This is a genomic window from Armatimonadota bacterium (assembly GCA_028871815.1).
GTDB lineage: Bacteria > Armatimonadota > Chthonomonadetes > Chthonomonadales > Chthonomonadaceae > REEB205.
The window spans coordinates 95,553-120,893 of the sequence record JAGWMJ010000006.1 but is presented as its reverse complement, the minus strand read 5'-3'; the positions used below and the strand labels follow the sequence as shown (position 1 = coordinate 120,893).

The window sequence follows — 25,341 nt, the reverse complement described above, 5'->3', positions numbered from 1 at the left end:
CATGGAGCATAAACGTTTCACCGTGCAGGAAGCTCGCGCCGAGCTGCCCTGGCTGCGCATACAGATCGAGCGCGTGCAGGAACTGGCCGGCCGGCTATCACAAAACGAGCTGCAGGCGATCGCCCAACAGAAGCTGGCGGCATCGAACGGGCACGGGCTGCAGCGCAATTCGGGAGCGGCGGAGCTTGCAGAACTGCATGAGATCGCTCGCGCCATTCAAAATCGAGGCATTCAGGTCAAGGATCTGGTTCGCGGTCTGGTGGACTTTCCGCACCTTCGAGCCGGCCGCGAGGTGTTGCTCTGCTGGCTGTATGGCGAGGACGATATCACCTGGTGGCACACCGAGGATGACGGATTCAACGGACGCCAACCGCTTTAGGCCGCTCAGCACCAGCCGAGCGCGGCCAGGTGTCACCGCGGCAGTAGCTCCTGCACCTGCTCATCCAGATCCGAATCGGCATTCAGGCCCACCCACTTGCCGCGGAGGGCTCCATGCGGGCCGATTAGATAGAGTGTTGGGATAGAGGCAAAATCGTAGCCGTGCAGGTCAGGGATTTGTGATGCGATCGCCACGCGGTAGTTGATGCCAAGCCGTTGGCGCGCATCCGGTATCGCCGCTGCGGTATTGGCATCGTCCAGCGATACGCCAATCACCTCAAGACCCTTCGAGCCGTACTTGCTCTGCAGCGCCACCAGTTCAGGGATCTCCTCACGGCAGGGCCCACACCAGGTCGCCCAAAAATCGAGAAGGACCACATGTCCACGCAGCGCTGTCAGACGCGTCGCAGGCAAAGCTCCGTCGGCTGGCAGCGCAAAATCGGGAGCCGTGCCGGAAACCCTCTCGCTTTGGGGCACGTGCCAGAACCACGAGCCCACCAGCAGCGCGATCCCCAAAACCAGAAAGGCGCCTACCAGCTTCAGCCGTAACATCGGAGTGCCTCCGTCCCAAACCACCCGAGTGTGCCGCCGGTCCGGCCCGCCGTCGCGCAGCCGGCTAGTCTGCCACCACGACACAAGCGGGTACTATTGTAGCACCCGCTTGTGGTGGGTATTAACAGGACCAGGAGGACGTGTGCAATGACGCATACGCGCGTTGAAACCGCGATTGAGCAGATGAATTTGTCGACCGGTCGCCAGTTGTATTGCAACACATCTCCGGCGGAACTTATCGAGTACGCAGTGCGACAGGGAGAAGGTTCCCTGCTGGCCAACGGGGCTCTGGCGGTGCGGACCGGCAAGTTTACGGGTCGATCACCGCGTGACAAGTACTTTGTGGACGAACCGGGCGCCTCCGACCACATCCACTGGGGTCCGGTTAATCAGAAGCTGAGCGAAGAATCGTTTGATCGCCTGCTTGAAACGGTCCGCACACACCTCGCCACGCGCGACCTTTTCCAGGCAACCCTGGCGGCCGGCGCCGACGAGCGGTACCGCGTAGGAGTGCGGGTCGTCTCGGAATATGCCTGGCACAGCCTTTTTGCAAGGCAGCTGCTGGTGCGCCCGGATGCGGCGGGATCCAGCCGGATTGCTTCCGTTGAGGAGGCTCTGGCCCCAGACGCAGCCGAACCCGCTGACAGCCGCAGTTTTACGGTACTGGTTGCGCCGAGCTGTTTTGCGCACCCCGCACTACACGGCACGCGTTCGGAGACGTTCATTGTGATCCACATGGGCCGGCGCATCGTGCTCATTGGCGGTACCGAGTATGCCGGCGAGATCAAGAAGTGCGTCTTCACGCTGATGAACTACCTGCTGCCTCTGCAGGGCGTCCTCTCGATGCACTGCTCGGCGAATGTTTCACGCAGCTCGGGCGAAACATCCCTCTTCTTTGGCCTCAGCGGAACGGGCAAAACCACTCTCTCAGCAAACCCAGACAGAGACCTCATCGGCGATGATGAGCATGGCTGGAGCGACAGCGGCGTCTTCAACATCGAGGGTGGATGCTATGCCAAGTGCATCCGGCTCAGTCAGGAGAAAGAGCCGGAGATATTCGACGCCATCCGGTTTGGAGCGGTGCTGGAAAACGTGGTATTCGACAGCGCGACACGGCAGCCGGACTACGACAGCGCGCTGTATACCGAAAACTCACGCGCAGCCTACCCGCTGGAGCATGTGCCGAACGCCTGTACGCCAAGCATCGGCCCGCATCCAAAGCACATTGTATTCCTTACCGCAGACGCGTTTGGCGTACTGCCGCCCATCAGTCGCTTGACGCCCGAGCAGGCAAGTTACCACTTCTTGAGCGGCTACACGGCTAAAATCGCTGGTACCGAGCGAGGCCTATCAAATCACCCGGAAGCCACCTTCAGCGCCTGCTTCGGTTTGCCATTTCTTCCCCTGAATCCCACGGTATATGCAAACCTGCTCGCAGAGCGCATCCGCCGGCACAAGTCCGACGTCTGGCTGGTGAATACCGGATGGTCCGGCGGTGGATTTGGTACGGGGCACCGTATCGACCTTGGTTACACGCGCGCGATGGTGGAAGCGGCACTCAGTGGGCAGTTGCGCCGCGTTGAATTTGCGCCCGAGCCCTGGTTTGGCCTCCATGTGCCGGTTTCGGCGCCGGGCATACCAAGTGAGTTGCTGAACGCTCAGGCCTGCTGGGCCGATGGCACCGCGTACGCGCATCAAGCTCGCATGCTGGCGAAGCGCTTCCACGACAACTTTGAAAGCTACCGCTCTCAGGTGGATGAGGCGGTTGCCGCAGCCGGCCCTTTGCTGGATTAGCGGTGACGCTATCATCGTAGATCCGTGATGCACGGCGCATCGATATGGCGGACCATCGCACATCGCGGTGCGCCGGCAAACTATCCGGCCAATACGATATCCGGTTTTCGGCACGCCGTCGCGTTGGGTTGCGGCAGCGTTGAGTGCGACGTGCGCCTTTCTCGAGACGGCGTGCTGGTGCTGTGCCACGATGACGAGGCTCAGGATAGTAGCGGCCGTCGCTGGAGTGTGGCCGACCACACCGCCAGCGAACTTGGTGCACTCGAACTGGGTGCCGGCGAGGGCGTACCAACCCTGGACGAGCTGGTTTCCGAGATGGCTGGTCGTGGCGGGCTGATGGCCGATATGAAGGTCTTCGGCCACGGCGTGGAGCAACTCACGGCCGATTCCCTGCGGCCACTTGGCGCATCCCACGCATTGATCTCCGGTATTTCGCGAGAAGTGGCGCCCGCGTTTCGTGCGGCATGGCCGGAACTCCGGCTGTCAACAACCCGTGACGCGCACTCGGAACTACCTGCTGGCCAGGGACCGTTCGAAGCGTGGGCCCAGCGCCTCAATACCGACGGTGTCAGCTGGGAGTACCCACTCGCGACGGCGGAACGGGTTGCCACGCTGCACGAATATGGAGTGAGCGTCTATTGCTGGACGGTGGATAACCCGGCCACGATCCAGACGCTGTTGGCTATTGGAGTCGATGGCGTCATCAGTAACCGTCCCGATTTGCTTGCTCAGGTGGCGGCAGAGTTTCCCTGACCGGGTCACAATTGTCGAAGCGCGCCTCGTGGTCATAATAGCGGCATGACGCAGTCGATGGAGCGATTTGGCCTGCTCTTGCTGGTGGCGGCCCTCGTGGCTCTTATCGCTCGCCGTTTCAAACTTCCGTACACGGCCGGACTTGTGGCGGCCGGCCTCGTGATCGGTGGCTTGCGCCTGGCGCCAAGCGTCACGCTCACACCGTCCCTCCTTTTCAATGCCCTGCTGCCGCCGATCATCTTTGATGCTGCGATCCGGCTTCGATGGTCCGACCTTCGGCATAGCCTGCCGCTCGTGCTGGTGCTCACCACCTTCGGCGTAGTCATTTCGGCCACAGTTACGGCTGCAGGCATGCGGTGGCTCGCCGGCTGGCCGATGCCGGCCGCCATGATGTTTGGCGCCCTTATCGCCGCCACCGACCCGCTATCGGTGATCGCTACGCTCAAAGATATGCGGATTGGCGGACGTTTCCGGACCATCCTGGAGGCCGAAAGCCTTTTGAATGACGGATCCGCCGCGATTCTGTTTGCTCTCGCCGCCGACATGGTGCGAGCGCACCAGATGCCTGTTCGCGCCATGCTGAGCGCCGCCACGTTTCAAACGTGCGGCAGCGTGCTCCTCGGAATTGCATTCGCGATAACGGCGCTGTTCTTCGCCGGGCGCTCGCAAGACCACCTGGTTGAGCTCACCTTCACCACCCTCACGGCCTGGGGCGCATTCCTTACAGCGGGCGTTCTCGGCCTCTCCGGAATTGTGGCCGTGCTCACCGCCGGACTGGTCATGGGCAACGCGGGCACGCACTCCGGGCTCACGCCTGCAGGGCACGAAGCGGTCGACGGATTCTGGGAGTACGCTGCCTTCATCGCCAATTCCATCGCGTTCCTGCTGCTGGGCATCGCCGGCGCGCGCGAACCGCTCACCTCTGTGGCTGCAGTTGCTTCTATTGCCGTAATAGTAGTACTTGCAGCGCGTGCGGTTGCCGTTGCCGCATGCTGCCTGCCATTCGCCCGCTTGCGTCGCACTGTATCCTTGCGGGGGCAGGCCCTCCTGGTTATGGGCGGTTTGCGCGGAGCGCTGGCATTGGCGCTGGCGATGGTGCTGCCATCCGCTCTTGCCCACCGCAATGTGGTGCAGGCGGTAACGTTCATCGTTGCCGGCTTCTCCGTGCTGGTACAGAGCTTTGCGATTGCGCCGCTCGCCCGGCGACTGCCAAACGACGATGCCGGCGCTTCGAGGCAGCCAGCCGCGTCTCCCAGTACGAAGCGAGCAAAGAAATCCGGCGGCGCCGCTTAGCGCGCCGACGCATCGCTTCCCGGTTGGCGGGGCGAAAACCTGGATGACGATGACGTGGTGCTGCCCTCCCACAAGGATCCGGCCGCAATGCCGGGACACATCTGCATGGAGCAGCCTGCCGGCACGGCATACATCTTCAATGGCCGAATTCAGCACGCAGCGCTGAACAATCGTACGGGGTCATCGCGCAAGGCGCTAATCTACAACTACGGCCACTTCTGGATGAAGCACTGGCAGGGATATGAGCCGTCGGAGGAGCTTATCGCCAGCGCACAAACGCGAGAGATGCGTCAGTTGCTTGGCGTGGGAGCTGCCTATGCCACCTCGCTGGCAGGCAGCTCGTGATCGCTGAATCCGTTTCGGATGACGGCGCGTTTCGTCGCGGTAAACTTTCACCATGATCCAACTACTGCTCGTGCTCCTTGCGCGCCCGCCGGCGCTTCAGGTTGCCGCCGCTGTTCCCAAAGAGCCCGGGTATCACCTGATATGGCATGACGAGTTCAGTGGTAACGGCCTGCCCGACCCCAAAAAGTGGGGATGGGAGGTGGGCATGCTGCGCAATCACGAGGCCGAGTACTACACCAAAGACAGGCTTGCGAATGCGCGCGTCGAGAATGGCCATCTCACGATTACGGGTATCCACGAGCCGTACAAGGGCGCGCAGTTCACATCGGCCAGCCTTCAAACGCACGATACCTTTTCGTTTGAGTACGGCCGGCTTGAAGTACGAGCGAAGCTCCCTGGCGGAAGCGGGACGTGGCCGGCCATCTGGCTGATGGGAGAGGATGTAGGTCAAACGGGATGGCCGCGTTGTGGCGAACTCGATGTGATGGAGCATGTGGCGTTCGACGCCGCCGGCATACACGGCACGGTGCATCTGCCGCACCCGGACGGACAGGGGCAAGCAAGCGCGGGTGGGACCGTGCAGGCGCCGGATTGCACCACCGCATGGCACGTTTACGGCATGAACTGGTCACCGCAGGCGATCAGCTTCTCCCTGGATGGCAAGCCTTACTTCCGCTACCCCTACAGTGGCCCACAAAGCTGGGTGTTTGACAAACCGATGTACCTCATCATCAATCTGGCCATCGGTGGAGACTGGGGCGGGCAGCATGGGCTGGATCCGGCCGCCTACCCGCAGAAGTTTCAGATCGACTATGTGCGGGTGTGGCAGAAGGATCGGCCCGGCCGGCCGTGACCCGAGCCGGAAGTCGCGTCCACGCCGGTACTGTAACGTAGCGGGCGGAGCCAAACCACGGCCGGCGTGCAACGCGCCGCGGCGCCGCATGGCTCGCGATCCTACGGATTCACAGTCAGGTATCCGGCCCGGGCGATCGTCAGGTAGGTAGCCGTGATCCGGCAGGTCGTCGCGGCCGTTGGCGGAAGTGTGTTCAACCGGAACGTCGCCGTACTGGAGCCCTGCTTTACCACCACAAATCGCGGTACCGATGTCACTCCGGGGCGCGACGATGTCAACTGCACGGTGATTCCACCCGCCGGAGCCAGGCCGGAGAGGAATATCACGCCGGTTGCGGTTGAGCCGCCCGTTACTGCGGCAGGATTGATAAACAGACCTGCCAGATGTACGGGATACGCCCGAACGGCAAACGAGACGGCATTGGATGTCCCGCCGCCCGGTGTGCCGTTTTCCACCGTTATGGGATACGAACCCGGCGTCAGGAGATCGGAGGCCGGCACCACGGCCGTCAGCGAGGTGGCGCTCGCATAGGTGGTGCTCAGAGCTGCGCCATTCCACTTGACGGTACTGGTCGCAATGAAGCCCGTACCGGTAACGGTTACTGCAGTGGACCGACCGCCAACCAGCGCCGATGCCGGCGAGATGGCGGAGAGCGTTGGTACCGGGTTGTTAACTACCAGCGCCAACTCCCACACTATTCCGCCGCCATTGCCTCCGCCTTCGTAGGCAGAGCCGTATAGGTTGCCTGTGGCATCCAGCGTGACACCGCCGTACGGCGTCGCGCCGTCTGGACCGCTGGTACCGTTCGCGTTGGTGACGGAGCCGTCGAAATCGTGCAGGTCCTTGTAAGCGCCGGAAGCCGTTATTTCCCACGCCATGCCGGAGTACTGGTTCGCGTTTTGCGCCCCACCTGAATAGGCAGCGCCGTACAGGTTTCCGGCGCCATCAAACCCTACGGGACCGTACGGGTCAAATCCGTCTGGACCGCTGCTTCCATCGGCATTCAGAACGGTGCCACCGAAATCGTGAAGGTCCTGGTATACGCCACCGGCACTCAATTCCCATACAATTCCGCCCGGTGTGCCGGAGCTGTTCGCGCCGCCCCACGCCGCGGATCCATACATATCTCCGGCTGAGTCGAATGTGACGCGGCTCTCCGGGAGGTAGCCATCGGGGCCGGTGCCACCCGCGGGATAGTTAGCCGTACCGCCGAAGTCGTGAAGATCCGAATATGCCCCGGCAGTTGTTATCTTCCAGACCAGACCCTCGTTCAGACCGCCTCCGTAAGGGGCGACGCCGTACATGTTTCCAGACGGGTCAAAGGTGACGTCGTCGCGTGGGCTCGAGCCGTCCGGTCCCCGGCTTCCATTGGTTTCGGTGATATAACCTCCGAAATCGTGCAGGTCCCGGTACGCGCCACCGGCGGTTATCTCCCAGACCATGCCGGAAACACCTGTCGCGTTATTGGCTCCGCCGGACAACGTGACCCCGTACATGTTTCCAGCAGCATCGAGCGTAACACCCGCGTGTGGCGAGTGGCCGTCCGGCCCGCTCGTGCCGTCGGCGTTCGTAATGGTACCGCCGAAATCGTGCCGGTCCCGGTAGGTACCGGCAGAGGTTATCTCCCAGACCACTCCGTCGCTCATAGCCCCGCCGAAGGATGTGGTTCCGTACATATTTCCAGCCGCGTCAAACGTAATTCCCGCCGAGGGCGAAGAGCCATCCGGCCCGCTTTTACCGTTCGAATTGGTGACGGTACCGCCGAAATCGTGCAGGTCCTTATAGGCATCAGACGCCGTTATCTCCCAAACAAGGCCGGCACTCGCGGCGCCGCCGCTTGCGGCGGTGCCGTACATATTTCCGGCCGCGTCAAAGGTCACGTGGCTCGACGGACGAACGCCGTCGGGACCGCTGATGCCATTGGCATTGGTAATAGTGCCGCCGAAGTCGTGACGGTCATAATAGGTGCCGAATGCCTGGCCGGCCGCTACGGTTGCAAAAGCAACCAACGCCAGCGAGGCGATCGTTATGCCGCCGAATGCGCGCATACCGGAGCACAGCCTACCTGCGCGCGACATGCTGTCCGCGGCGAGAGGTTGCGACTTCATGGTCCAACTCCTATCGTGGATTCCTGAACTGAAACTGTTGCCGAACGGTCAAACCGGATCGCACTGCAACGGTTCTCTCGGTCTCTACGAAAGTCCTGCCAATTACCGGCTGCTTCCTCCAAATAGTCCGGGCCGACGCTGCGCGGGTCGCGGAGACCCGGATCGGTGCGCGCAGCTCCTATCCACTTAAGAGCAGCTCGGTGGCGATACGAACGGACCAAAACTCAGATTGTTTCACCTAAGAAGGAATCGATCCTCAGCGCATGGAAATACCCCGGCGCACGGTTTACCAGGCGTCGATTATTCGGCACGCCGTTGAACCTGCTGGCAGGATGGTCTTGCCACTCCGGAAGACCAAAGGACCCATTTTCGCCGTGCATTTCCCGGCCCGCCGACGGCCGGCTGCAATCGGCGTATTACTATCTCCGCGGTCAGCGCCGCGAGTTCTTGGAGAATAATGATGGATTCTAAGCGATCAGCCGTGACCGGCTACCGAAGGGCGGGATTGGCACTCACAACCGTGGCTGCAGTGGCGCTAGCCGTTTTGCCAACCATTGCACTCGGCCAGACGCTATCCACGCTTCACAGCTTTACGCAGACGTTTCCCACCGCATCGGTTCCCGTAGCCCTAACCCAGGCGACCGATGGCAACTTCTACGGCGTATCCACCGCGGGCGGACCGGGCGGGCTGGGTACGGTGTTTCAGGTCACCGGTGGCACGGTGAACGTTCTGCACACCTTCGGCGGCTTCGATGGGAGCTCGCCGGATGGCCAATTGCTCCAGGCCCGGAACGGCTATCTCTACGGTACAACTCAAACGGGCGGCTCCGACAACGACGGCGTCATCTTCCGGATCAGTCTCTCCGGCACATTTCAGGTTCTGCACAACTTCACAGGCGGAGATGGAACGGGCCCGCAAGGTGCGCTGCTCCAACTGACGGGAGGCAATATCGTTGGCACAGCCGCCACCGGCGGCGCCAACGGTCAGGGCGTGGTCTTCAGTATGAGTCCCACCGGTTCTTACCGGGTTATCTACTCGTTCAAGACCGGCGCAACGGATGGCCAGAATCCCTCGGGAGGTGTGGTGCTGGCCAACGACCTGAATCTGTACGGCGTCACCTATTCGGGCGGCGCAAACGGCGATGGATCGATCTACAGCGTAAGCTCCGCAGGCACCGAAACGCTCGTCCACTCCTTCACGGGGGCCGATGGCTCCAACCCGGGCGGCACTCTGCTGATTGATGGTGGCGTGATGTACGGCACTGCGGCATTCGGCGGAGCATTGGGCGACGGCTCGTTCTTCTCGGTAACCACCGGCCACACATTCACGCTTCTCTATTCGTTCGGCACGGTCGCCAACGACGGCTTTGAGCCCAGCGGTCTCGTGCTTGGGACCAATGGCAAGCTCTACGGCGTGTGTGGTTTTGGCGGCACAAACGGCGTCGGTACGCTCTTCTCGGTGACCACCGCCGGAGTGGAGCTGCCCGCGGTTCAATTCAACGAGGCCTCGAGCGGTTTCGGCGCCCCCAACTCCGACGTCGGGTTGTGTGTCGCCACCGGCGGCCTTATGTACGGGGTGGCCATTAACGGTGGTACGGGCAACCTGGGTGGCGTATTCAACAGTGACGTGAACGGAGCTGTGACCGTTGTCGCGCAGTTCGCTTATAACTCCACCGATGGCAGCGCACCCAGCGGCGCGCTAAGCCTGTTGAGCGATGGCACCCTGATTGGGCTTACGACCGGCGGCGGCCTGCAGAACTCAGGTGTTCTCTACGACACGTCGGAGCAGGGCGCTCTTACGTATCCGTACTCCTTCGCAAGCGCCGGCGGAGCTCTCTACAACCCGGTTGGTCGGATCGCGCTGAACTCAAGCGGCACCAAGTTCGGAATGGGCGAACTTGGCCTGAGCGGCGCCGGCGGAATCTGGGCGCTCACACCGGCCGGCGGGTTCACCACACCAGGCGTATTCAACTTCACCAAAGGCGCAGCGCCAACGGGTCTCATCACCGATGGTACCGGCAACCTGTTTGGCACCACTTCCGAAGGCGGAGCGAGTGGCGACGGCACGATATTTGAGATACCCGTGGCAGGTGGAATCACGATACTGCACAGCTTTACCGGCGCCACCACGGATGGAGGTCTTCCGGAGGGCAATCTGCTGCTGGCGTCCGATGGCAGGTTGTATGGGACTACCGAATTCGGCGGCACAAACAACCTGGGAACGGTCTACCGGATCAACACCTCCGGTGGAAGCTTCACCCTGGTGCATTCGTTCGCCGGTACGGATGGTGAGTACCCGGTTACCGGGCTGTTTGCAGCAGCCGACCACTACCTCTACGGCGCCACCTCCGCGGGCGGCAGCGGCGGCAACGGCACTGTGTTCCGCGTAACGACGACGCTGTTCTTCGGCGATTTCCACGACTTCGCGTCATCAGGGCTGGAAGGTATGAATCCCGACATGGGCCTGTCGCAGGCGCCGGACGGTTACCTGTACGGCACAACGCCGGCCGGTGGCTCGGCAGGCGGCGGGACCATCTACCGGCTCGACAGCGCCGGCGGCCTTACCGTTTCTCATAACTTCAGTTCGGCCGTCGACGGCAGCGCGCCGGCCGGTCCACTGACCCTGGCGGCAAACGGCGACTTCTATGGGACAACCCGCACCGGCGGACCGAACTCCACCTCAGCCGGCACACTCTTCCGGCTCCGGACCCAGTTCTGGGACCATGACTTCAACCACGACACCCATCCCGATCTGATCTGGGAGAACACCAGCACCGGCGCAGTTTCCTGCTGGTTCCTGAACGGTGCGGCCACACTCTCGACATCTGCTGTGACCACACTGCCGGCGGGATTCCACCTCTTTTCGGCTGTCGATCTCAATGGCGATGGGTTGCCTGACCTGATCTACTGGAACTCATCCACCGGCGCCATCGAATACGCGCAGATGAACGGCATCACCACCACCACTACCGGCACGATATTCGCTTCCAGCAACACTGCATGGAAGCCAATAACGTTTGCCGACGTGAATGGCGATGGCTTCCTCGATCTGCTGTGGCAGAACCAGTCCACCGGTCAGGTGGAGTACACGGCCATGACCGGCTTCACGCCCGGCGCAACCACCGTGCTGCCCGAGACCATCCCCACCACCAAGCACCTGGTTGCCGCCGAGGATCTGAATGGCGATGGCCATCCGGACCTGATCTTCCAGGATACGGTGGCGAACGGCGTTGTGTACTGGCTGATGAACGGTACCTCGGTCGTTGGCCAGGGCACGCTCGTTGGCGGCATCAACATCAACCCGTGGGAGTTGGTCGGTTTCCTGGATATCAGCCACACCTTCCAGCCAGCCATAATCTTCCACAACAAGACCACCGGAGCGGTTGTGTACTACAGCGTCAACGGCCTGCTGGCCGCTCCGACCGGCTTCATAACCACGTCGCAGCCCACGAATATGGAGCCTATCGCGCGGTAAGTCGGGTCGAACTCGGCGTTTGAATGTCGAGCGCGGTGCGTACTGGGGCTTTCGTCCCGGAACGCACCGCGCTTGACGTGTTGGCCGGACCCGGCACTCGCGTCAACCTGCCGGACTCGCGGCTGCCGCTCAAACGTGTGCTGTGCGGTCGATCTCTGCAACGCAGGCAGGAAAACGACCCGGCCGGCTGCAATACGCACGTGGATCGCCTTTTGTCGCGGGTGCGCTTGAATTGCAACCCGGAATGTTGAAGACGCTGTATGTCGTTGACTGCCTCGCAACCCGCTGTTGAGCCGGCGACCGCACGAGCGTCCCCCGGGGAAGCCCCGCCGGTCCGCGGCAAGCTCAGCGGGCTTACCTTCCGCTCTCTGACGCTCGGCCTCATTCTCACGGCGCTTACCGACCTCTGGATCCACTGGGCAGAGCTTGTGCTTGGCGACCGCGGTCACACGGCGCTTGCCAATACCAGCATTCCCGTCGGCGCATTCGATGTGATGCTGCTGCTGGTGGCCGTAAATGTTCTGCTGACGCGCTTCCTGCGCCGCTTTGCGTTTTCGCCGGCCGAGATTCTGGTCATCTACGCCATGCTCGCGGTCTCCACGGTCATCTCCTCCTCCGGCGGCATTCATTTCGTGGTGCCAACGATAACCGCCGCTTTCTACTACGCCGATTCGAGTAATAACTGGCTGCACCAGTTCGGGCAATACGTTCCGAACTGGATAGCGCTCAAGGATCACGCTGCACTACGCGGCTTCTATAGCGGCAATGCAAGCGTGCCGTGGATGCAATGGCGCATGCAGATGACCGCCTGGGTTGGCTTTCTGGTCGTTCTCGCGTTTGCATCACTCTGTATTGTGGTGATACTGCGCCGGCACTGGATCGACCGCGAAAGGCTGGCTTTTCCTACCGCCTGCGTGCCGGTTGCCGTGATGAAGGATAACGGTGACCTGATGCGCAGTCGCCTGATGTGGCTGGGATTCGCCATCGCGTGCGGTGTTGATGTAATGAATACGATCCATCTCAACATGCCGACGGTGCCGTACTTTCCGACGCGGACGGCCGACCAGCCGGATATCCAGAATCTGTTTGCCGGGCCACCATGGAACGCTATCGGCTTCACGCCCATCTCGTTCTATCCTTTCGTCCTCGGTATCGCGTACCTGCTTTCACTTGAGACCACCTTCAGCTGCTGGTTCTTCTGGCTGGTGCAGAAGCTGGAGTTAGTCTATGGCGCAGCAAGCGGCATCTCCGCCGGCGCCACTTCGGGCGGCCTGAGCCAGTGGCCCTACACCGGCCATCAGGGCGCGGGAGCATTCCTTGCGCTCACTGTCGCCGGAATGTGGCTCGCCCGTGGGTATCTGCGCGAGGTGTGGCGCATGGCGTTCCATCGCCGCGTCAGGGGAGCCCCGGCGCCGGACCGGAACGAGCCCGTGTCGTATCGCGCGGCATTTCTTGGCCTGGGCCTATGCCTCGTGCTTCTCGTCGCCTGGTGCATGGCCGCTGGGATGAGAGGCTGGGTGGCTGCCACGCTCATCGGGCTGGCATTCATGTACATCGTGGCGGCCGCGAGAATCCGTGCCGAAACCGGCAATGCATGGCTGTTTGGGCCACAAGTGGATGCCTACCACGCGCTCACATCCTTCTCTGGTTCGTTGGTCTACACGCCGGCCGAGCTTACGGCCATGGCTTATGTACGGAACGCAGTCGCCAGTTTCGACTTGCGGTGCCTTACGATGCCCAACCAGTTCGACGCCTACAAAATGGCCGATGACATGCGTGTCAACAAGCGGCGCCTCACCGTGGCGCTGAGCCTGGCCATCGGCATCGGTATCGCGGTCTCCTTCGCAATCGCGCTCGTCATCTGGTACCGGTTTGGCGCGGGAGCCAAGACGGAGCAGTGGCGCACCTCGATGGGCCGCTTGCCCTTCGACCAGCTGTCCTCCGTTCTATCGTCACCCATTCGGCCCGACATTCGCGGGAACTATGCTGTGGCCGCCGGCTTCCTCATCACGTCGGCGCTCATGGTGGCGCGGATGCGAATCGATGGCTGGATGCTCAGTCCCGTCGGCTATGCGATGGCGAACACACCGACGATGAACCAGGTGTGGCTCCCGTTCTTCCTGGCCTGGCTGTCCAAGGCTCTCATCCTGAAGTTCGGCGGCATGCGCGGTTACCGCGCCTCACTGCCCTTCTTTTACGGTCTGATCCTGGGTGACTTTGTTGCGGGAGGCGCTACAACGCTTATAGGATGCTTTACGGGCATCAACGTCTATCCGATCAACTGGTAGCACCGTGCTGCTGTCGCAAACACCGACCGTTGCGCTCGTGCAGGCTGTAATAGCCGGTTTGGCGAAATAGAGTGGCGCAGCGTGGCACCTGCCAGGAGCGCATAACGTGAACGAATCAGAGACCTACCTGTTCGATATTCAAGGGTATCTCGTCGTCCGTGGCTTCCTCAGTCGGGATGAAGTCGAGCGGCTGAATGCAGCAATCGACGCGAATGCGGAGCGGCGCGGTGAGGATGCAAACTCGAATACCGATGGCTCATCAACGCTGGCCGGTGACAAGAAGCGCGGATTCTTCAGCGGCATGCTCACGTGGCCCCACCCGTGGTGCGAGCCGTTCCGTCATTTGCTGGCACACCCCAAGGCAATTCCCTATCTGAATGCGATGCATGGCCGGGGATGGCGGTTGGATCATGAGCCGTTCGTTCTTTGCGGCGGAGCGGGTTCCGAAGGGCTGGTGCTGCACGGGCCGGGTGAAAACTTCGACGGCGCGCAGTACTACGTGGTCAAAAACGGCGCCATGCGCTGTGGAATGGTGGTGTTTCAGTACACGCTTGCAGATGTGAACCCAGGCGATGGCGGCTTCTGCTGCATCGCCGGAAGCCACAAAGCAAACTACCGCTGTCCACCCGCGATCCGCCGGTGGGAGGAAGAACAGCAGGCTGTGGTCAATCCTTCGGTACGCGCTGGTGATCTCATCATTTTCAACGAGGCCACCACGCATGGCACGCTGCCGTGGCGTGCAAAACACGAGCGGCGCGCACTCCTGTACCGCTACTCGCCGAAGTACCTGCACTTTGCCGGAGGTTATCACCGCAGCGAGCTGCCGGAATGGGCGTCGGAGCTTACCGAAGCGCAGCTCGCCGTGCTGGAGCCACCATACATCTACAACCGCCCGCTTATCGAGCCGGACGGCATTCACGTTGTTCGGCCGCTTCGTGAATAGCACGGCCGGTCAGCGTATTGAACCCGGAGAGTATCTAACGTGATCTTTGCGTCAGCCAAACGCGCCACTGCTTGCCTTGTACTGCTCACCGCCATCAGCGCCAGGAACGGTAGCGCGCAGGCGGTCCATCGCCATTTTCTCCGGAAGCCCGACATCCACGGCGACGCCGTTGTCTTCACCGCCGAAGGCGACCTGTGGCTCGGTTCCATCAGCCGGCATACTGCCAGGCGAGTCACTTCGGCTCCCGGCCTGGAGTCGGACGCCAAGTTTTCGCCGGATGGAATGACGATCGCCTTCACAGCGCAATACGACGGCCCGCAAAGTGTTTACACGATGCCGACGGCCGGCGGCGTCCCAAAGCGGCTCACATGGTTCCCCGGCCCATGCACCGTGCTCGGCTGGACACCGGATGGCAAATCGGTGATCTTCCACGCGCGCCGACGCTTTCTGCCGATGCCGGAGGATACGCTCTACCGCGTACCTGCCGCGGGCGGCCCCGCGGTCCGGTTTCCGCTGCCCCGAGGTCATTTTGGCGCCCTCAATGCAGATGGCACGCTGCTGGCATACGTGCCAATCAGCGCAGAGTGGCAGCACTGGTTCCGATACCAGGGTGGCCAGGCCGACAAGATCTGGCTCTGTAATCTGCAGAGCCACGCCTTCACCCAGCTCACCAACGATCTGAGTATCGACACCGAGCCGATCTGGGTTGGTAACACCATCTATTTCGTATCGGAGCGCAGCGGCTCCGCCAACCTGTTTCGGATGAGCAGCGACGGCAGGCACCAAAAGCAGGTTACGTTCTACAAAGACTATCCGGTTCGCTACCCATCCACCGATGGCAAGCACATTATTTACGAGCATGGCGACGGACTGGCCGTGTTCAATCCAGCCACCGGAAACGCGTACGATCTCACGATGCATATCGGTGACGACCGGATCCACGCAAGGCCATTTACCGTGCCGGTCGCGGGCGCGATCGATAGCGTCGCTCCAGGACCGACGGGCAAGCGCGTGGTGATTGAAGCGCGTGGCCAGCTCCTATCGGCGCCGGCGAAATCCGGGGACATACGCCTCCTTGCCCCACTGCCGGGATCCCGCTCACAGTTTCCCGTATGGTCGCCGGATGGCAAATTGGTGGCATTTGACTCAGACCGCTCGGGCGAAGAGGAGATATGGGTGACAAATGCCGACGGCACAGGATCACCGAAACAGCTGACTACGAGTCATAAGGGTCCGCTGAGCCAGATCGTCTGGTCGCCCGATTCGAAGTGGCTGGCGGCCGGCGATCGCGAGATGCGGATCATGCTCGTCAACGTCTCCAGCGGCGCTACAACCGTGGTTGACCAGGCGGACCGCAGCGGCTCGTACGATACAACCGACACCTCGTACCGGTTCAGTCCCGACAGCAAGTGGCTGACTTTCAACCGGTTTGAAGCGAACTGGAACCAGGGCGTCTACCTCTACAACATCGCCTCCGGCCAGAAAGTCCGCGTTACCGATCCGGTGATGAACTGTTACGGGCCGCGCTTTTCGCCGGACGGCAAGTACCTGCTTTTTCTAGCCGACCGCCAGTTCGACACCATGTTCTCCGGAGCCAGCCACTTCTTTGATTTCGACAAAACCACGCGGATATCCATGCTGCCGCTCGCGGCCGATACCGCGTCACCATTCCTGCCCAAGGATGATGAAGAGCCTGTGGGCAAACCCGCGTCGGACGCCAAGCCCGCTGCCGTCAAGCCAAAAACCACTGAGCCGGTAGTCGTGAAAGTAGATCTGACCGGAATACAGAACCGGATTATCGACGTGCCCATCGGCGCCGATCACTACGGCAAGGTGGTGATGAATGGCTCGCGCCTGCTGATGATGGTTGGCGCCGACGACGGCCAACCCAACAGGCTGGTTGCCTACGATATCAAGAAGAAGACCACCACCACACTGACGACCGGGCTGGACGACTTCACGGTAACCGCCGATGGCAAGAAGCTTCTTGTACAGCGGGGAAGGAGCTGGCAGTTTGTCGCGGCCGATACCGGCGCATTCACGGCCGGCGCCGGCGCGATCAGCGTGGCCGGAGCCCTTCTCCACGTAGACCCTGTCGCTGAGTGGAAGCAAATCCTGAATGAATCGTGGCGAATTATCCGAGACCTCTTCTACGACCCGAACCTGTATGGAATCGACTGGAACGCCGTACACCGGAAGTATCTCGCTGAGCTGCCGGCGGTGGCTGACCGGAGTGATTTGACGGAAATCCTCGCCGACATGCTCGCGGAACTGAATACAGGACACTGCTTTGTATTCGGCGGCAGCGATGGTGGGCAAAGCCCACCGAACGAGCAGGACGGTTGGCTGGCTGCCGACATGTCTCCGGTGCCCGGGCACGCCGCGTGGAAGATCGACCGCATCCTTACCCCAGACGAATTTGACCCCGGTAACGCCTCGCCACTCCTTCAACCCGGCCTGAACGTGCACAACGGCGACTACATCGTGGCCGTCAACGGAGTTGCCGTCTCGCCGGATCAGGATATACAGGCGCTGCTGGCAGGCACAGCTGGGCAAGTGACTGCCATCACCGTCAACACTGCCCCGGGATCCTCCGGTGCGCGCGTCATTCGAATTCGCCCGCTTGGATCCGAATTCGGAGCACGCTACGACGATTGGGAGATGCATCAGCGCGCGTACGTCAACAAGCTCTCCGGCGGGAAAATCGGCTACCTCCACATCCGAGACATGGAGAACCAGGGAATTACCGACTTTGCGCGCCGCTACTACGGCTACCTCAACCGCGACGGCATTATCTATGACGTCCGTTACAACGGCGGTGGCTTTGTGTCGTCGATGCTGCTGCTTCAGATGGCGAACAAGCCCTACTCGTATTTCAAACCGCGATATGGTGTCTCGTGGACCAGGCAGGACTGGGGCTTTCCGGGTTACAGTGTGGCGATGTGCAATGAGAACAGCGCCTCGAATGCCGAGGAGTTCAGCGATGCATTCCAGAGGCTGAAGGTTGGGCCCGTGGTGGGTGAGCGCACATGGGGCGGCGAGGTGGGCAGCGGTGGCGGCTGGCATCTGATCGACGGCGGGGTGATTAACGTGCCCAACTACGGCGAATGGACGCCGGATGGCCACTGGGATATCGAGGGGCACGGGGTCATCCCGGATTATCAAATCGCTGAGGACCCCGCGAAGATGATGGCAGGCGATGATCCGCAGTTGGACAAAGCCGTAGGCATCATCATGGCGGAAATCAGGGCCCATCCTGTACCGCGACCACACCATCCGCCTTTCCCACTCAAGGCTAAGACCGGATCGTGGATCAAGGACTGACGCCGCACTACTTCAAGGAGTGACACTCCGGCCATGCTGATTCCGCCCGCTGCAGCTTTGCATCCGGTTAATCTCACGTGCGATTACCGGCACAATCCGATCGGTATCGACGACACGCACCCGCGCTTCAGTTGGATAGACAGTTCACCGCGCCGCGACCAGTTCCAGGGTGCCTGGCAGGTGCTGGTCGCCTCCTCGCCGCTGCTGCTCTCCCACAATCGCGGTGATCTTTGGAACAGTGGGCGCGTCGCGTCCGGAACTGCCTCGCTGATCACGTACTCCGGACGTGCACTCACCTCAGAGCGCCGTGCCTGGTGGAAAGTGCGCGTATGGAACCGCGCCGGACAGCCATCCGCCTTCAGTCCTGCGGCAAGGTTTGAGATGGGCCTTCTTCGGCCGTCCGACTGGCATGCAAAATGGATCGGCATGCCGGCGCTGGATCCAGCGGCGCCAAACGAACCCGTTGCGCTGCTGCGAACCTCGTTCATCCTCCGTGGAAGGATCCGTTCTGCGCGCTGGTACGGCACAGCCCTTGGGCTGTACCAACTGCAAGTGAACGGCATGCCGGCGACGAACGGCCGGCTGCGACCGGGGTGGACCGACTACCACCTTCGCATTCCGTACCAGACGCTGGACGTGACCCGCCTGCTTCGACCAGGCGTGAATGCCGTCGGCATCCGTCTGGCCGCCGGCTGGTATGCCGGCTACGTTGGCTTTGGTCATCGGCGCTTTCATTATGGAAACGCACCACGCGCTTATGGCCAGCTGGTCGTCCGCTATCGTGACGGTACAAAGACGACCGTAAGTACCGGCCCTGGCTGGGCCGGCGCGTACGGTCCCACGCTGGGCGCCGACCTCTTGATGGGCGATCTGCGCGACTCGCGGCGGGAGATGCCTGGTTGGTGCGTGCCGGTGATGATGGAGCGATGGAATCGCCATTTTGGCGCGGTGCAGGTTGATGCAACACCATCGGTAAAGCAGCCGCCGGGCACACGTCCGGCGCCGGCTTGCGATTGGCCCGGCAATATTCCTTTGACTGCAGAAAGCGACCGGCCGGTTGAGCGCGTGGCTGCGATTTCGCCAAAAGTGATACGCGAGACTGCCGCCGGCTGGGTGGTGGATTTCGGCCAGAACATGGTTGGCGTGGTGCACGTTCGCGCGTTCGGCGGGCACTCGGGCGAGCGTGTCACGATGCGGTTTGGTGAGGTGCTCAACCCGGACGGATCGGTATACACGACCAACCTGCGTGGGGCGCGCGCAACCGATGTCTGGATCCTGAACGGCGCACCCATGCAGCAGTGGGAACCGCAATTCACCTTCCACGGGTTCCGCTACGCCCAAATCACCGGCTGGCCCGGCGCGCTCACCAGCGCCAATATAACCGGCATTGTGCTGAGCTCAGCGCGCCCTGATGCAAGCGCGTTTGAATGCACGAACCACCTGGTCAACCAACTGCAGCATAACATTCAATGGGGAATGCGTGGCAACTATCTGGAGGTGCCTACCGATTGCCCGCAGCGCGACGAACGCCTGGGCTGGATGGGCGATGCCGAGGTCTTTGCGCCAACCGCATGCGACAACGCCAACGTGGCCGCGTTCCTCGGCAAATGGATGGATGACGTGGACGACGCGCAATCCGCAGCTGGCGGATTCTCCGACGTTTCGCCACGGCTCGTCGATCCAGCAGACGGAGCGCCGGCGTGGGGCGACGCCGGCGTGATTGTGCCGTGGACACTCTATCGGGCATACGGCGACAAGCGTGTGGTGGCTGACCACTACCCGGCGATGGTGCGGTGGCTCAACTACATCCGCAGTGCCAACCCAGACCTGTTGTGGGTAAACCGCTCCAACAACAACTTTGGCGACTGGTTGAACGTTGGCGACGATACAGACCGGGCGCTGATAGCGACAGCTTTCTTCGCGCGCGATGCCGACTTGATGGCGCGTATGGCGCGCGCGATCGGCAAGGTGCGGGATGCCGCCATGTACCATGCCCTGTTCCAACAGATAGCCGCCGCCTTCGACCGCAAGTGGCTCCTCCCAGATGGTGCGATCTCGGGCGGAACACAGACCTCGTACGTGATAGCGCTGCAGTTTCACCTGCTGCCGCCGGCCGCTCGGCGGCAAGCAGCGGCAGATCTTGTGGCCGCCATCCGTAAGCGTGGCTGGCACCTTTCAACGGGATTCATCGGCACCGGATCGATCTGCCAGGTGCTTACCGACGCCGGTTACGCCGACGTCGCCTGGCGCCTGGTGAAGAACACCACCTACCCGTCCTGGGGTTACGAAATCGCCCGCGGCGCCACCACCATCTGGGAGCGCTGGGACGGCATCCGCCCGAACGGCACTTTTGAAGACCCCGGCATGAACTCGTTCAACCACTACGCGTTCGGCGCAGTGGGCCGGTGGCTCATCGAGGATGTTGCCGGAATACAGAGCGACGCAGCCCACCCCGGCTATGCCGAGATTATCCTGAACCCCCTGGCAAGGGGCGGTGTCCGGAGCGCGAGCAGCCGAATCGAGACGATTCACGGCGAGGTAGCCAGCGCCTGGAGGCAGGAGAAGGACCGGTTCATCTGGAAGGTTACAATTCCGGCCAACACGTGGGCGGAAGCGCACATTCCCGCGCAGACGATAGCCGGAGTTACCGAGGGGCGTCGCAGCATCGCGCGCGCACCCGGGATCCACGTGATCGGCATGGCCCACGGTGCGCTGGTCGTCACCGTGCCCTCTGGAAGCTGGAGTTTCCACTCCACCGTTCCAACGCACCGCCGTGGCGCGCTGTCTCGATGATCTCTCGAACCGAAAGGCGACAATGACGAATCCACGAGCCGCTGTTCAGCTTATCGTGTTTGGCTCGCGAAACCGCAGCGACTTTCCCGGTGTGCTCCAGGATATTGCAGCCGCCGGCTTTCCCGCTATCGAAGCGGGAAACCTGTTCGATCAGCTTACGGAGCCCGTTGCCCGCGATCTGCTGGCGGAGAACGGCCTTGGCGTAAGTGGCGCGCATTTTGGCTATGGCGAGTTTGCCGACGACGCGCGCATCGAACATCACCTTGCTTACATGAACGCGCTGGGCATCCGGTACCTGATGTGCTCCGGCGTGGCGGACTCCGGCTCACTCGCTGGATATAAAGCGTCGGCCGCACGCTTCAATGACATCGGTCGAATGGCGCGCGCCGCCGGCGCTCAGTTCTGCTACCACAATCACGCCTGGGAGTTCACGCCACAGGACGGCGGCTGCGGCATGGACGTGCTGCTGGCCGAAACGGACCCGGACCTCGTCGGTCTGAACCTCGATGTCTACTGGCTCTACTATGCCAACCGCGATCCCGCCGCGTTCATCGCCGCCAACCACGCGCGCGCGCACTACTATCACTTCAAGGATGGCAATCGGCAAAGGGACGCAGAGGGAAAGGTTCACCCGCGCTTTCTGGAGCTGGGACGCGGTGAGGTGGACCTTGATTCTGCGATGGCCGCCGCGCGCGAGGCCGGCGCAGAGTGGATTGTTGCCGAACAGGATTCGACCGACCTACCTCACCGCGAATCGGTCACGATCTCTCGCCGCTATATGCGCGATCGACTCGGCGTATAGGCAGTTCCCCGTCGCGGCGCCCCCAAAGGCAATTAGATGACTGCAGATGCCGCCGCGCAAATGCGGCGGCATCTGCAGCCCGGTGCCACTTGATCGTGCTGTCTACGGAAGCGACACCAGCTTCGAATACACGTCCCATCCGCCGTAGTTAGCGCGGATATACGCCTCGCTTCTGACGCTGGGATTTGCGACATTCAGCTGAAAGTCCGCATCCGTCGTCCCCTGCGCGATCACCACGGATGAACTGTGTGACCCGTTTGTGAAGGTAGCATTGGCGAGGAAGCTGCTCAGCGATACTGTCATGTCGAACGGCGCCGGGCTGCCGATGGTTACAGTACCGGTAACCGACGTGGTTCCAACGACCTGGTTACTGCTGAGCGTCAGTCCAGACAACGTGACGGGAATCGCCAGATATGCCACATGCTTCTGCCCGAACAGACCTGCGCCGACGAAGGCGCCGTAGTCGTTGATGCCGGTGACCGACTGGAGATGCCATTGGCTGGTTGGCCCGGTCAGAGTGTTCAGGTCAGTGGGATTGAAGTAAGCATAATTCCCGCCGCTCGGATACCAAACGGTCGCCTCTGTGCCGCAGTATCCTCCGATCATGCCCGTCGGTCCGTTGATTGCCAGCGCCTCGCCCGTGTAGGTATGGGGCAGTAGGCCCATGTTCGTGGATGTAGAATTCACGCTGAATGCCATCGGCCGTACCGGGTTCGGAAATGTGGTTGAGGTTGCGTAACCCACCATATCAAACCCCGCGTCGACTGCGGTAACGGCCGACGGACTGCCGAAACCGGTTACCACGGAAAGCGCCTCCGTCGTTCCGTTGCCATACGGCCACCACGCGGCGGCACTGGCGTTGCCGGAGCCCGAATACCCTACCATCGCATCGAAAGCCGGCATGATTGCGAGTGCGGTTCCGGGGCTCGACCCGTAAGAGTAATCGACGATCGTGAACGTAGCATTTGTAGCCGACCAGAAAGGTGTTTGCGTGGCGCCCTCCCAACCGCAGAAGACCAGGTCGTCTCCCACGCCGGTAAGGTTAGAGGGTGACGCGAACGGCGTACCCGCTGTAAACACACCGGAGTACGGCGAAGTGGGATACCAGAATTGGGCCTTCGAACCCGAGCTGCTTAACTGCCCTGCCAGAATGCCGAGGTTGTTAATCCCGTTGAGTTCGAGAGCATTCGTAAGATTCTGAGCGGTCAAACCGGGCTGCCAGAAGAATCCGTGCGAAGCATAAGAGCTATCGAGCCAGGTGCCGGTCACCTGATAGTCGTCGTTCACAGCGGTCGCCGTGGCGGCTGGGCCGGTTGGCCCGAGGTTGATCACCGAGAGCCTTGTCTGGGCTGTCGACGAAACGGACATCGTGGCCAAAGCGATAACGGCGACAACAGCCAATGCACAGATAGTAGATTTCATGGAACTCACCTGATTCCTCCTGATTGGACCAATTATGGCTCCGATTGAATAGCAGCACATCGTGCCACAGAGCGGGAGTACAAGCCGGGCACCGTCCACACCGTTACTTCAACGCAAACACCCGTTGGCGGCATGCGTTCCTGCAGACTGAGAGGTAAGGCGGTGACCGCATCATGGCCCGTGCTACCTCCGTCCGTTACATTCTTCGGATCGCGGGCAGAGTCCTTCATGACTGCGGTTAACGAAGCAATAAGGGCGATTTACGGGCGCGTCGCCGCCCGTGGCATGAGCTAGTGCCGGTGATCAGACGGAGCGCCCGGCAGTGAGCGTCAAGAGCAAGGTTCTGCCACAGCCACCACCGCAAACCAGCCGAACTACCTGCAGCCCCAAGGTACGTACTTAGCCAGAAGGCTGACCCGGCTTTGCAGTTACCCGCGGGGCTCCCGCGCAGTCGGTCCCCGCGTGTCAACTCGATCGAGTCACGGAAACCGAGGGGTCGAACCTGTCTCGATGAGCGGCGCGAAACCATCGCCCGCACGAGGGGTTAGTTAATGAGTGCTCCACCGGGGCTGCCGCGGAATGTCGGCAGCCCCGGTGCGCCACGATAAGCGCGAATGCGGCGGGACCTCTGGCGCCTGCGCGCCATCCGGACGCCACGCATCCGAGTGCGGGTGGCGACGCCTACGGCACCGACACCAGCTTCGAATAGACGTCCCATCCGCCGTAGTTGGCGCGGATATACGCCTGGCTTCTGATGCTTGGATTTGCGACATTCAGCTGAAAGTCCGCATCCGTTGTCCCCTGCGCGATGACCACGGATGAACTGTGCGACCCATTTGTGAAGGTAGCGTTGGCGAGGAAGCTGCTCAGCGATACCGTCATGTCGAACGGCGCCGGGCTGCCGATGGTTACAGTACCGATAACCGACGTGGCTCCAACGACCTGGTTACTGCTGAGCGTCAAGCCAGACAACGTGACGGGAATCGCCAGATATGCCACATGCTTCTGCCCGAACAGACCCGCGCCGACGAAGGCGCCGTAGTCGTTGATGCCCGTGACTGTCTGCAGATGCCACTGGCTGGTTGGCCCGGTCAGAGAGTTCAAGTCGACGGGATTGTTGTAGCCATAATTCCCGCCGCTTGGAAACCAGACGGTCGCCTCCGTATTACAGTAACCACCGATGAGGATCGCGGCCCCGTTTATTGCCAGCGCCTCGCCCGTGATGGTGCGCGGCAGCAGGGCTAGTGCCGTGGAAGCCGCGCCTGTGTAGGTGAAGGCCATTGGCTGAAGCGGCGTTGGAAATGCCGTGCTGGTGGCATATCCAACCATATCGAGCCCTTCGTCGCTGGCGGTGACCGCCGACGGGTTGCCGAAACCGCTGACGACGGCGAGCAGTTGGGCCGGCACACTGGAGGCGCCATATTGCCACATTGCCGCCGCGCGCGTAGCGCCGGAATCGGAATACCCAACCATATCATCCAATCCCTGTACGATTCCAAGCGCGGTTCCTGCGGCCGACCCGTAATCATAGCCCTGTGCAGTGCGCGTAGGATCTAACGTGTCCCAGAATGGTACACCGCCGGATCCGTCCCAACCACAAAACACCTGGTCGTCACCTGCGCCGTTAAAGCTGGAGGGTGTGGTAACGAACGGTGCAACGGCTGTAAACGTGCCTGAGTAAGGCGTCGACGGATACCAGATATCAGCGTCAGCGCCCGAACTGCTTATAGCGCCGGCCAACATGCCGAGGTTGTTTATAGCGTTGAGCTCGACAGCATTCGTGATATTCTCGGCAACCAGACCCGGCTGCCAGAAAAACCCGTGCTGAACGAAGGAGTTATCCACATAGTTGCCCGTCACTTGATAGTCGTCGTTGACTGCTGTCGCGGTTATAGTGGGGTCGCTGGGCCCGAGGTTGATTACGGACAGCCGCGTCTGAGCTGTAGACCGCGCTGATATCATGCCTAAAGACACGGCAGCGAACGCAGCCCATCCGCAACGGTTCATCTTGATTGGATTCACGTTGTTTCTCCTAGTGGGGCCAACGGCCCCAAATGCCGAGCACATTCTCGGATCGCACGTTGTAATGCCAAGCACAGGCCGGGGTGTTTCGCCGAACATCACGAACCACTTCAGGTTGAGAGCTTTAGGGTCGACTGGATAGCGAGGTGATGGCCGTATTGTGACCTACGCCTTCGGCATCGGTTCAATTCCGCCG

Annotated in this window: 16 protein-coding genes; 12 read left to right on the top strand and 4 right to left on the bottom strand. The window is 61.6% G+C overall.

Going from position 1 to position 25,341, the window contains the following annotated elements:
* The first annotated feature begins 1 nt into the window (after window position 1).
* Window positions 2-379 (top strand): DUF2203 domain-containing protein, encoded by a 378-nt coding sequence (locus tag KGJ62_08835; GenBank protein MDE2126682.1) that lies wholly within the window; start codon window positions 2-4, stop codon window positions 377-379.
* Window positions 380-411: 32 nt separating this feature from the next.
* Here the strand turns inward: KGJ62_08835 and KGJ62_08830 are convergent, their stop codons facing one another.
* Window positions 412-930, bottom strand: a complete 519-nt coding sequence (locus KGJ62_08830) for a TlpA family protein disulfide reductase (protein ID MDE2126681.1) — start codon at window positions 928-930, stop codon at window positions 412-414.
* Between the two features lie 147 nt (window positions 931-1,077).
* Between KGJ62_08830 and pckA the strand changes: the two genes are divergently transcribed.
* From pckA to KGJ62_08805, 5 genes are read left to right on the top strand one after another with little or no spacing between them, the layout of a single operon-like run.
* On the top strand, window positions 1,078-2,724 hold the full coding sequence (gene pckA, locus KGJ62_08825; GenBank protein ID MDE2126680.1) for a phosphoenolpyruvate carboxykinase (ATP): 1,647 nt from the start codon (window positions 1,078-1,080) through the stop codon (window positions 2,722-2,724).
* A gap of 24 nt (window positions 2,725-2,748) precedes the next feature.
* A complete protein-coding gene (locus KGJ62_08820; protein ID MDE2126679.1) occupies window positions 2,749-3,477 on the top strand; it encodes a glycerophosphodiester phosphodiesterase in 729 nt (242 codons plus the stop codon).
* A 45-nt stretch (window positions 3,478-3,522) separates the two neighbouring features.
* Window positions 3,523-4,770, top strand: coding sequence for a cation:proton antiporter (locus KGJ62_08815; protein ID MDE2126678.1), 1,248 nt, complete (start codon window positions 3,523-3,525; stop codon window positions 4,768-4,770).
* Window positions 4,771-4,824: 54 nt separating this feature from the next.
* A complete protein-coding gene (locus KGJ62_08810) occupies window positions 4,825-5,115 on the top strand; it encodes a hypothetical protein (GenBank protein MDE2126677.1) in 291 nt (96 codons plus the stop codon).
* Window positions 5,116-5,167: 52 nt separating this feature from the next.
* Entirely contained in the window at window positions 5,168-5,968 is an 801-nt protein-coding gene (locus KGJ62_08805; GenBank protein MDE2126676.1) for a glycoside hydrolase family 16 protein, read from the top strand.
* Window positions 5,969-6,069: 101 nt separating this feature from the next.
* Here the strand turns inward: KGJ62_08805 and KGJ62_08800 are convergent, their stop codons facing one another.
* Window positions 6,070-8,076: an IPT/TIG domain-containing protein gene (locus tag KGJ62_08800; protein MDE2126675.1), complete on the bottom strand. Its 2,007-nt coding sequence runs from the start codon at window positions 8,074-8,076 to the stop codon at window positions 6,070-6,072.
* Between the two features lie 457 nt (window positions 8,077-8,533).
* Here KGJ62_08800 and KGJ62_08795 point away from each other — a divergent pair, with 457 nt between their 5' ends.
* The 6 genes from KGJ62_08795 (at window position 8,534) to KGJ62_08770 (ending at window position 21,701) form a co-directional block, all read left to right on the top strand.
* Window positions 8,534-11,551 carry a VCBS repeat-containing protein gene (locus KGJ62_08795; GenBank protein MDE2126674.1) on the top strand — a complete coding sequence of 1,006 codons (3,018 nt, stop codon included), beginning with the start codon at window positions 8,534-8,536 and terminating at the stop codon, window positions 11,549-11,551.
* A 260-nt stretch (window positions 11,552-11,811) separates the two neighbouring features.
* Window positions 11,812-13,839, top strand: coding sequence for a hypothetical protein (locus tag KGJ62_08790; protein ID MDE2126673.1), 2,028 nt, complete (start codon window positions 11,812-11,814; stop codon window positions 13,837-13,839).
* A 106-nt stretch (window positions 13,840-13,945) separates the two neighbouring features.
* Window positions 13,946-14,782 (top strand): phytanoyl-CoA dioxygenase family protein, encoded by an 837-nt coding sequence (locus tag KGJ62_08785; protein MDE2126672.1) that lies wholly within the window; start codon window positions 13,946-13,948, stop codon window positions 14,780-14,782.
* Window positions 14,783-14,821: 39 nt separating this feature from the next.
* Window positions 14,822-18,106: a PD40 domain-containing protein gene (locus KGJ62_08780; protein ID MDE2126671.1), complete on the top strand. Its 3,285-nt coding sequence runs from the start codon at window positions 14,822-14,824 to the stop codon at window positions 18,104-18,106.
* 33 nt (window positions 18,107-18,139) lie between these two features.
* Window positions 18,140-20,899, top strand: a complete 2,760-nt coding sequence (locus KGJ62_08775) for a family 78 glycoside hydrolase catalytic domain (protein ID MDE2126670.1) — start codon at window positions 18,140-18,142, stop codon at window positions 20,897-20,899.
* 22 nt (window positions 20,900-20,921) lie between these two features.
* Window positions 20,922-21,701 carry a sugar phosphate isomerase/epimerase gene (locus KGJ62_08770; protein MDE2126669.1) on the top strand — a complete coding sequence of 260 codons (780 nt, stop codon included), beginning with the start codon at window positions 20,922-20,924 and terminating at the stop codon, window positions 21,699-21,701.
* 102 nt (window positions 21,702-21,803) lie between these two features.
* Here KGJ62_08770 and KGJ62_08765 read toward each other — a convergent pair whose 3' ends face one another.
* Together KGJ62_08765 and KGJ62_08760 are read right to left on the bottom strand one after the other, a co-directional pair.
* Entirely contained in the window at window positions 21,804-23,123 is a 1,320-nt protein-coding gene (locus tag KGJ62_08765) for a hypothetical protein (GenBank protein ID MDE2126668.1), read from the bottom strand.
* A 681-nt stretch (window positions 23,124-23,804) separates the two neighbouring features.
* A complete protein-coding gene (locus KGJ62_08760) occupies window positions 23,805-25,145 on the bottom strand; it encodes a hypothetical protein (GenBank protein ID MDE2126667.1) in 1,341 nt (446 codons plus the stop codon).
* Window positions 25,146-25,341 lie beyond the last annotated feature (196 nt).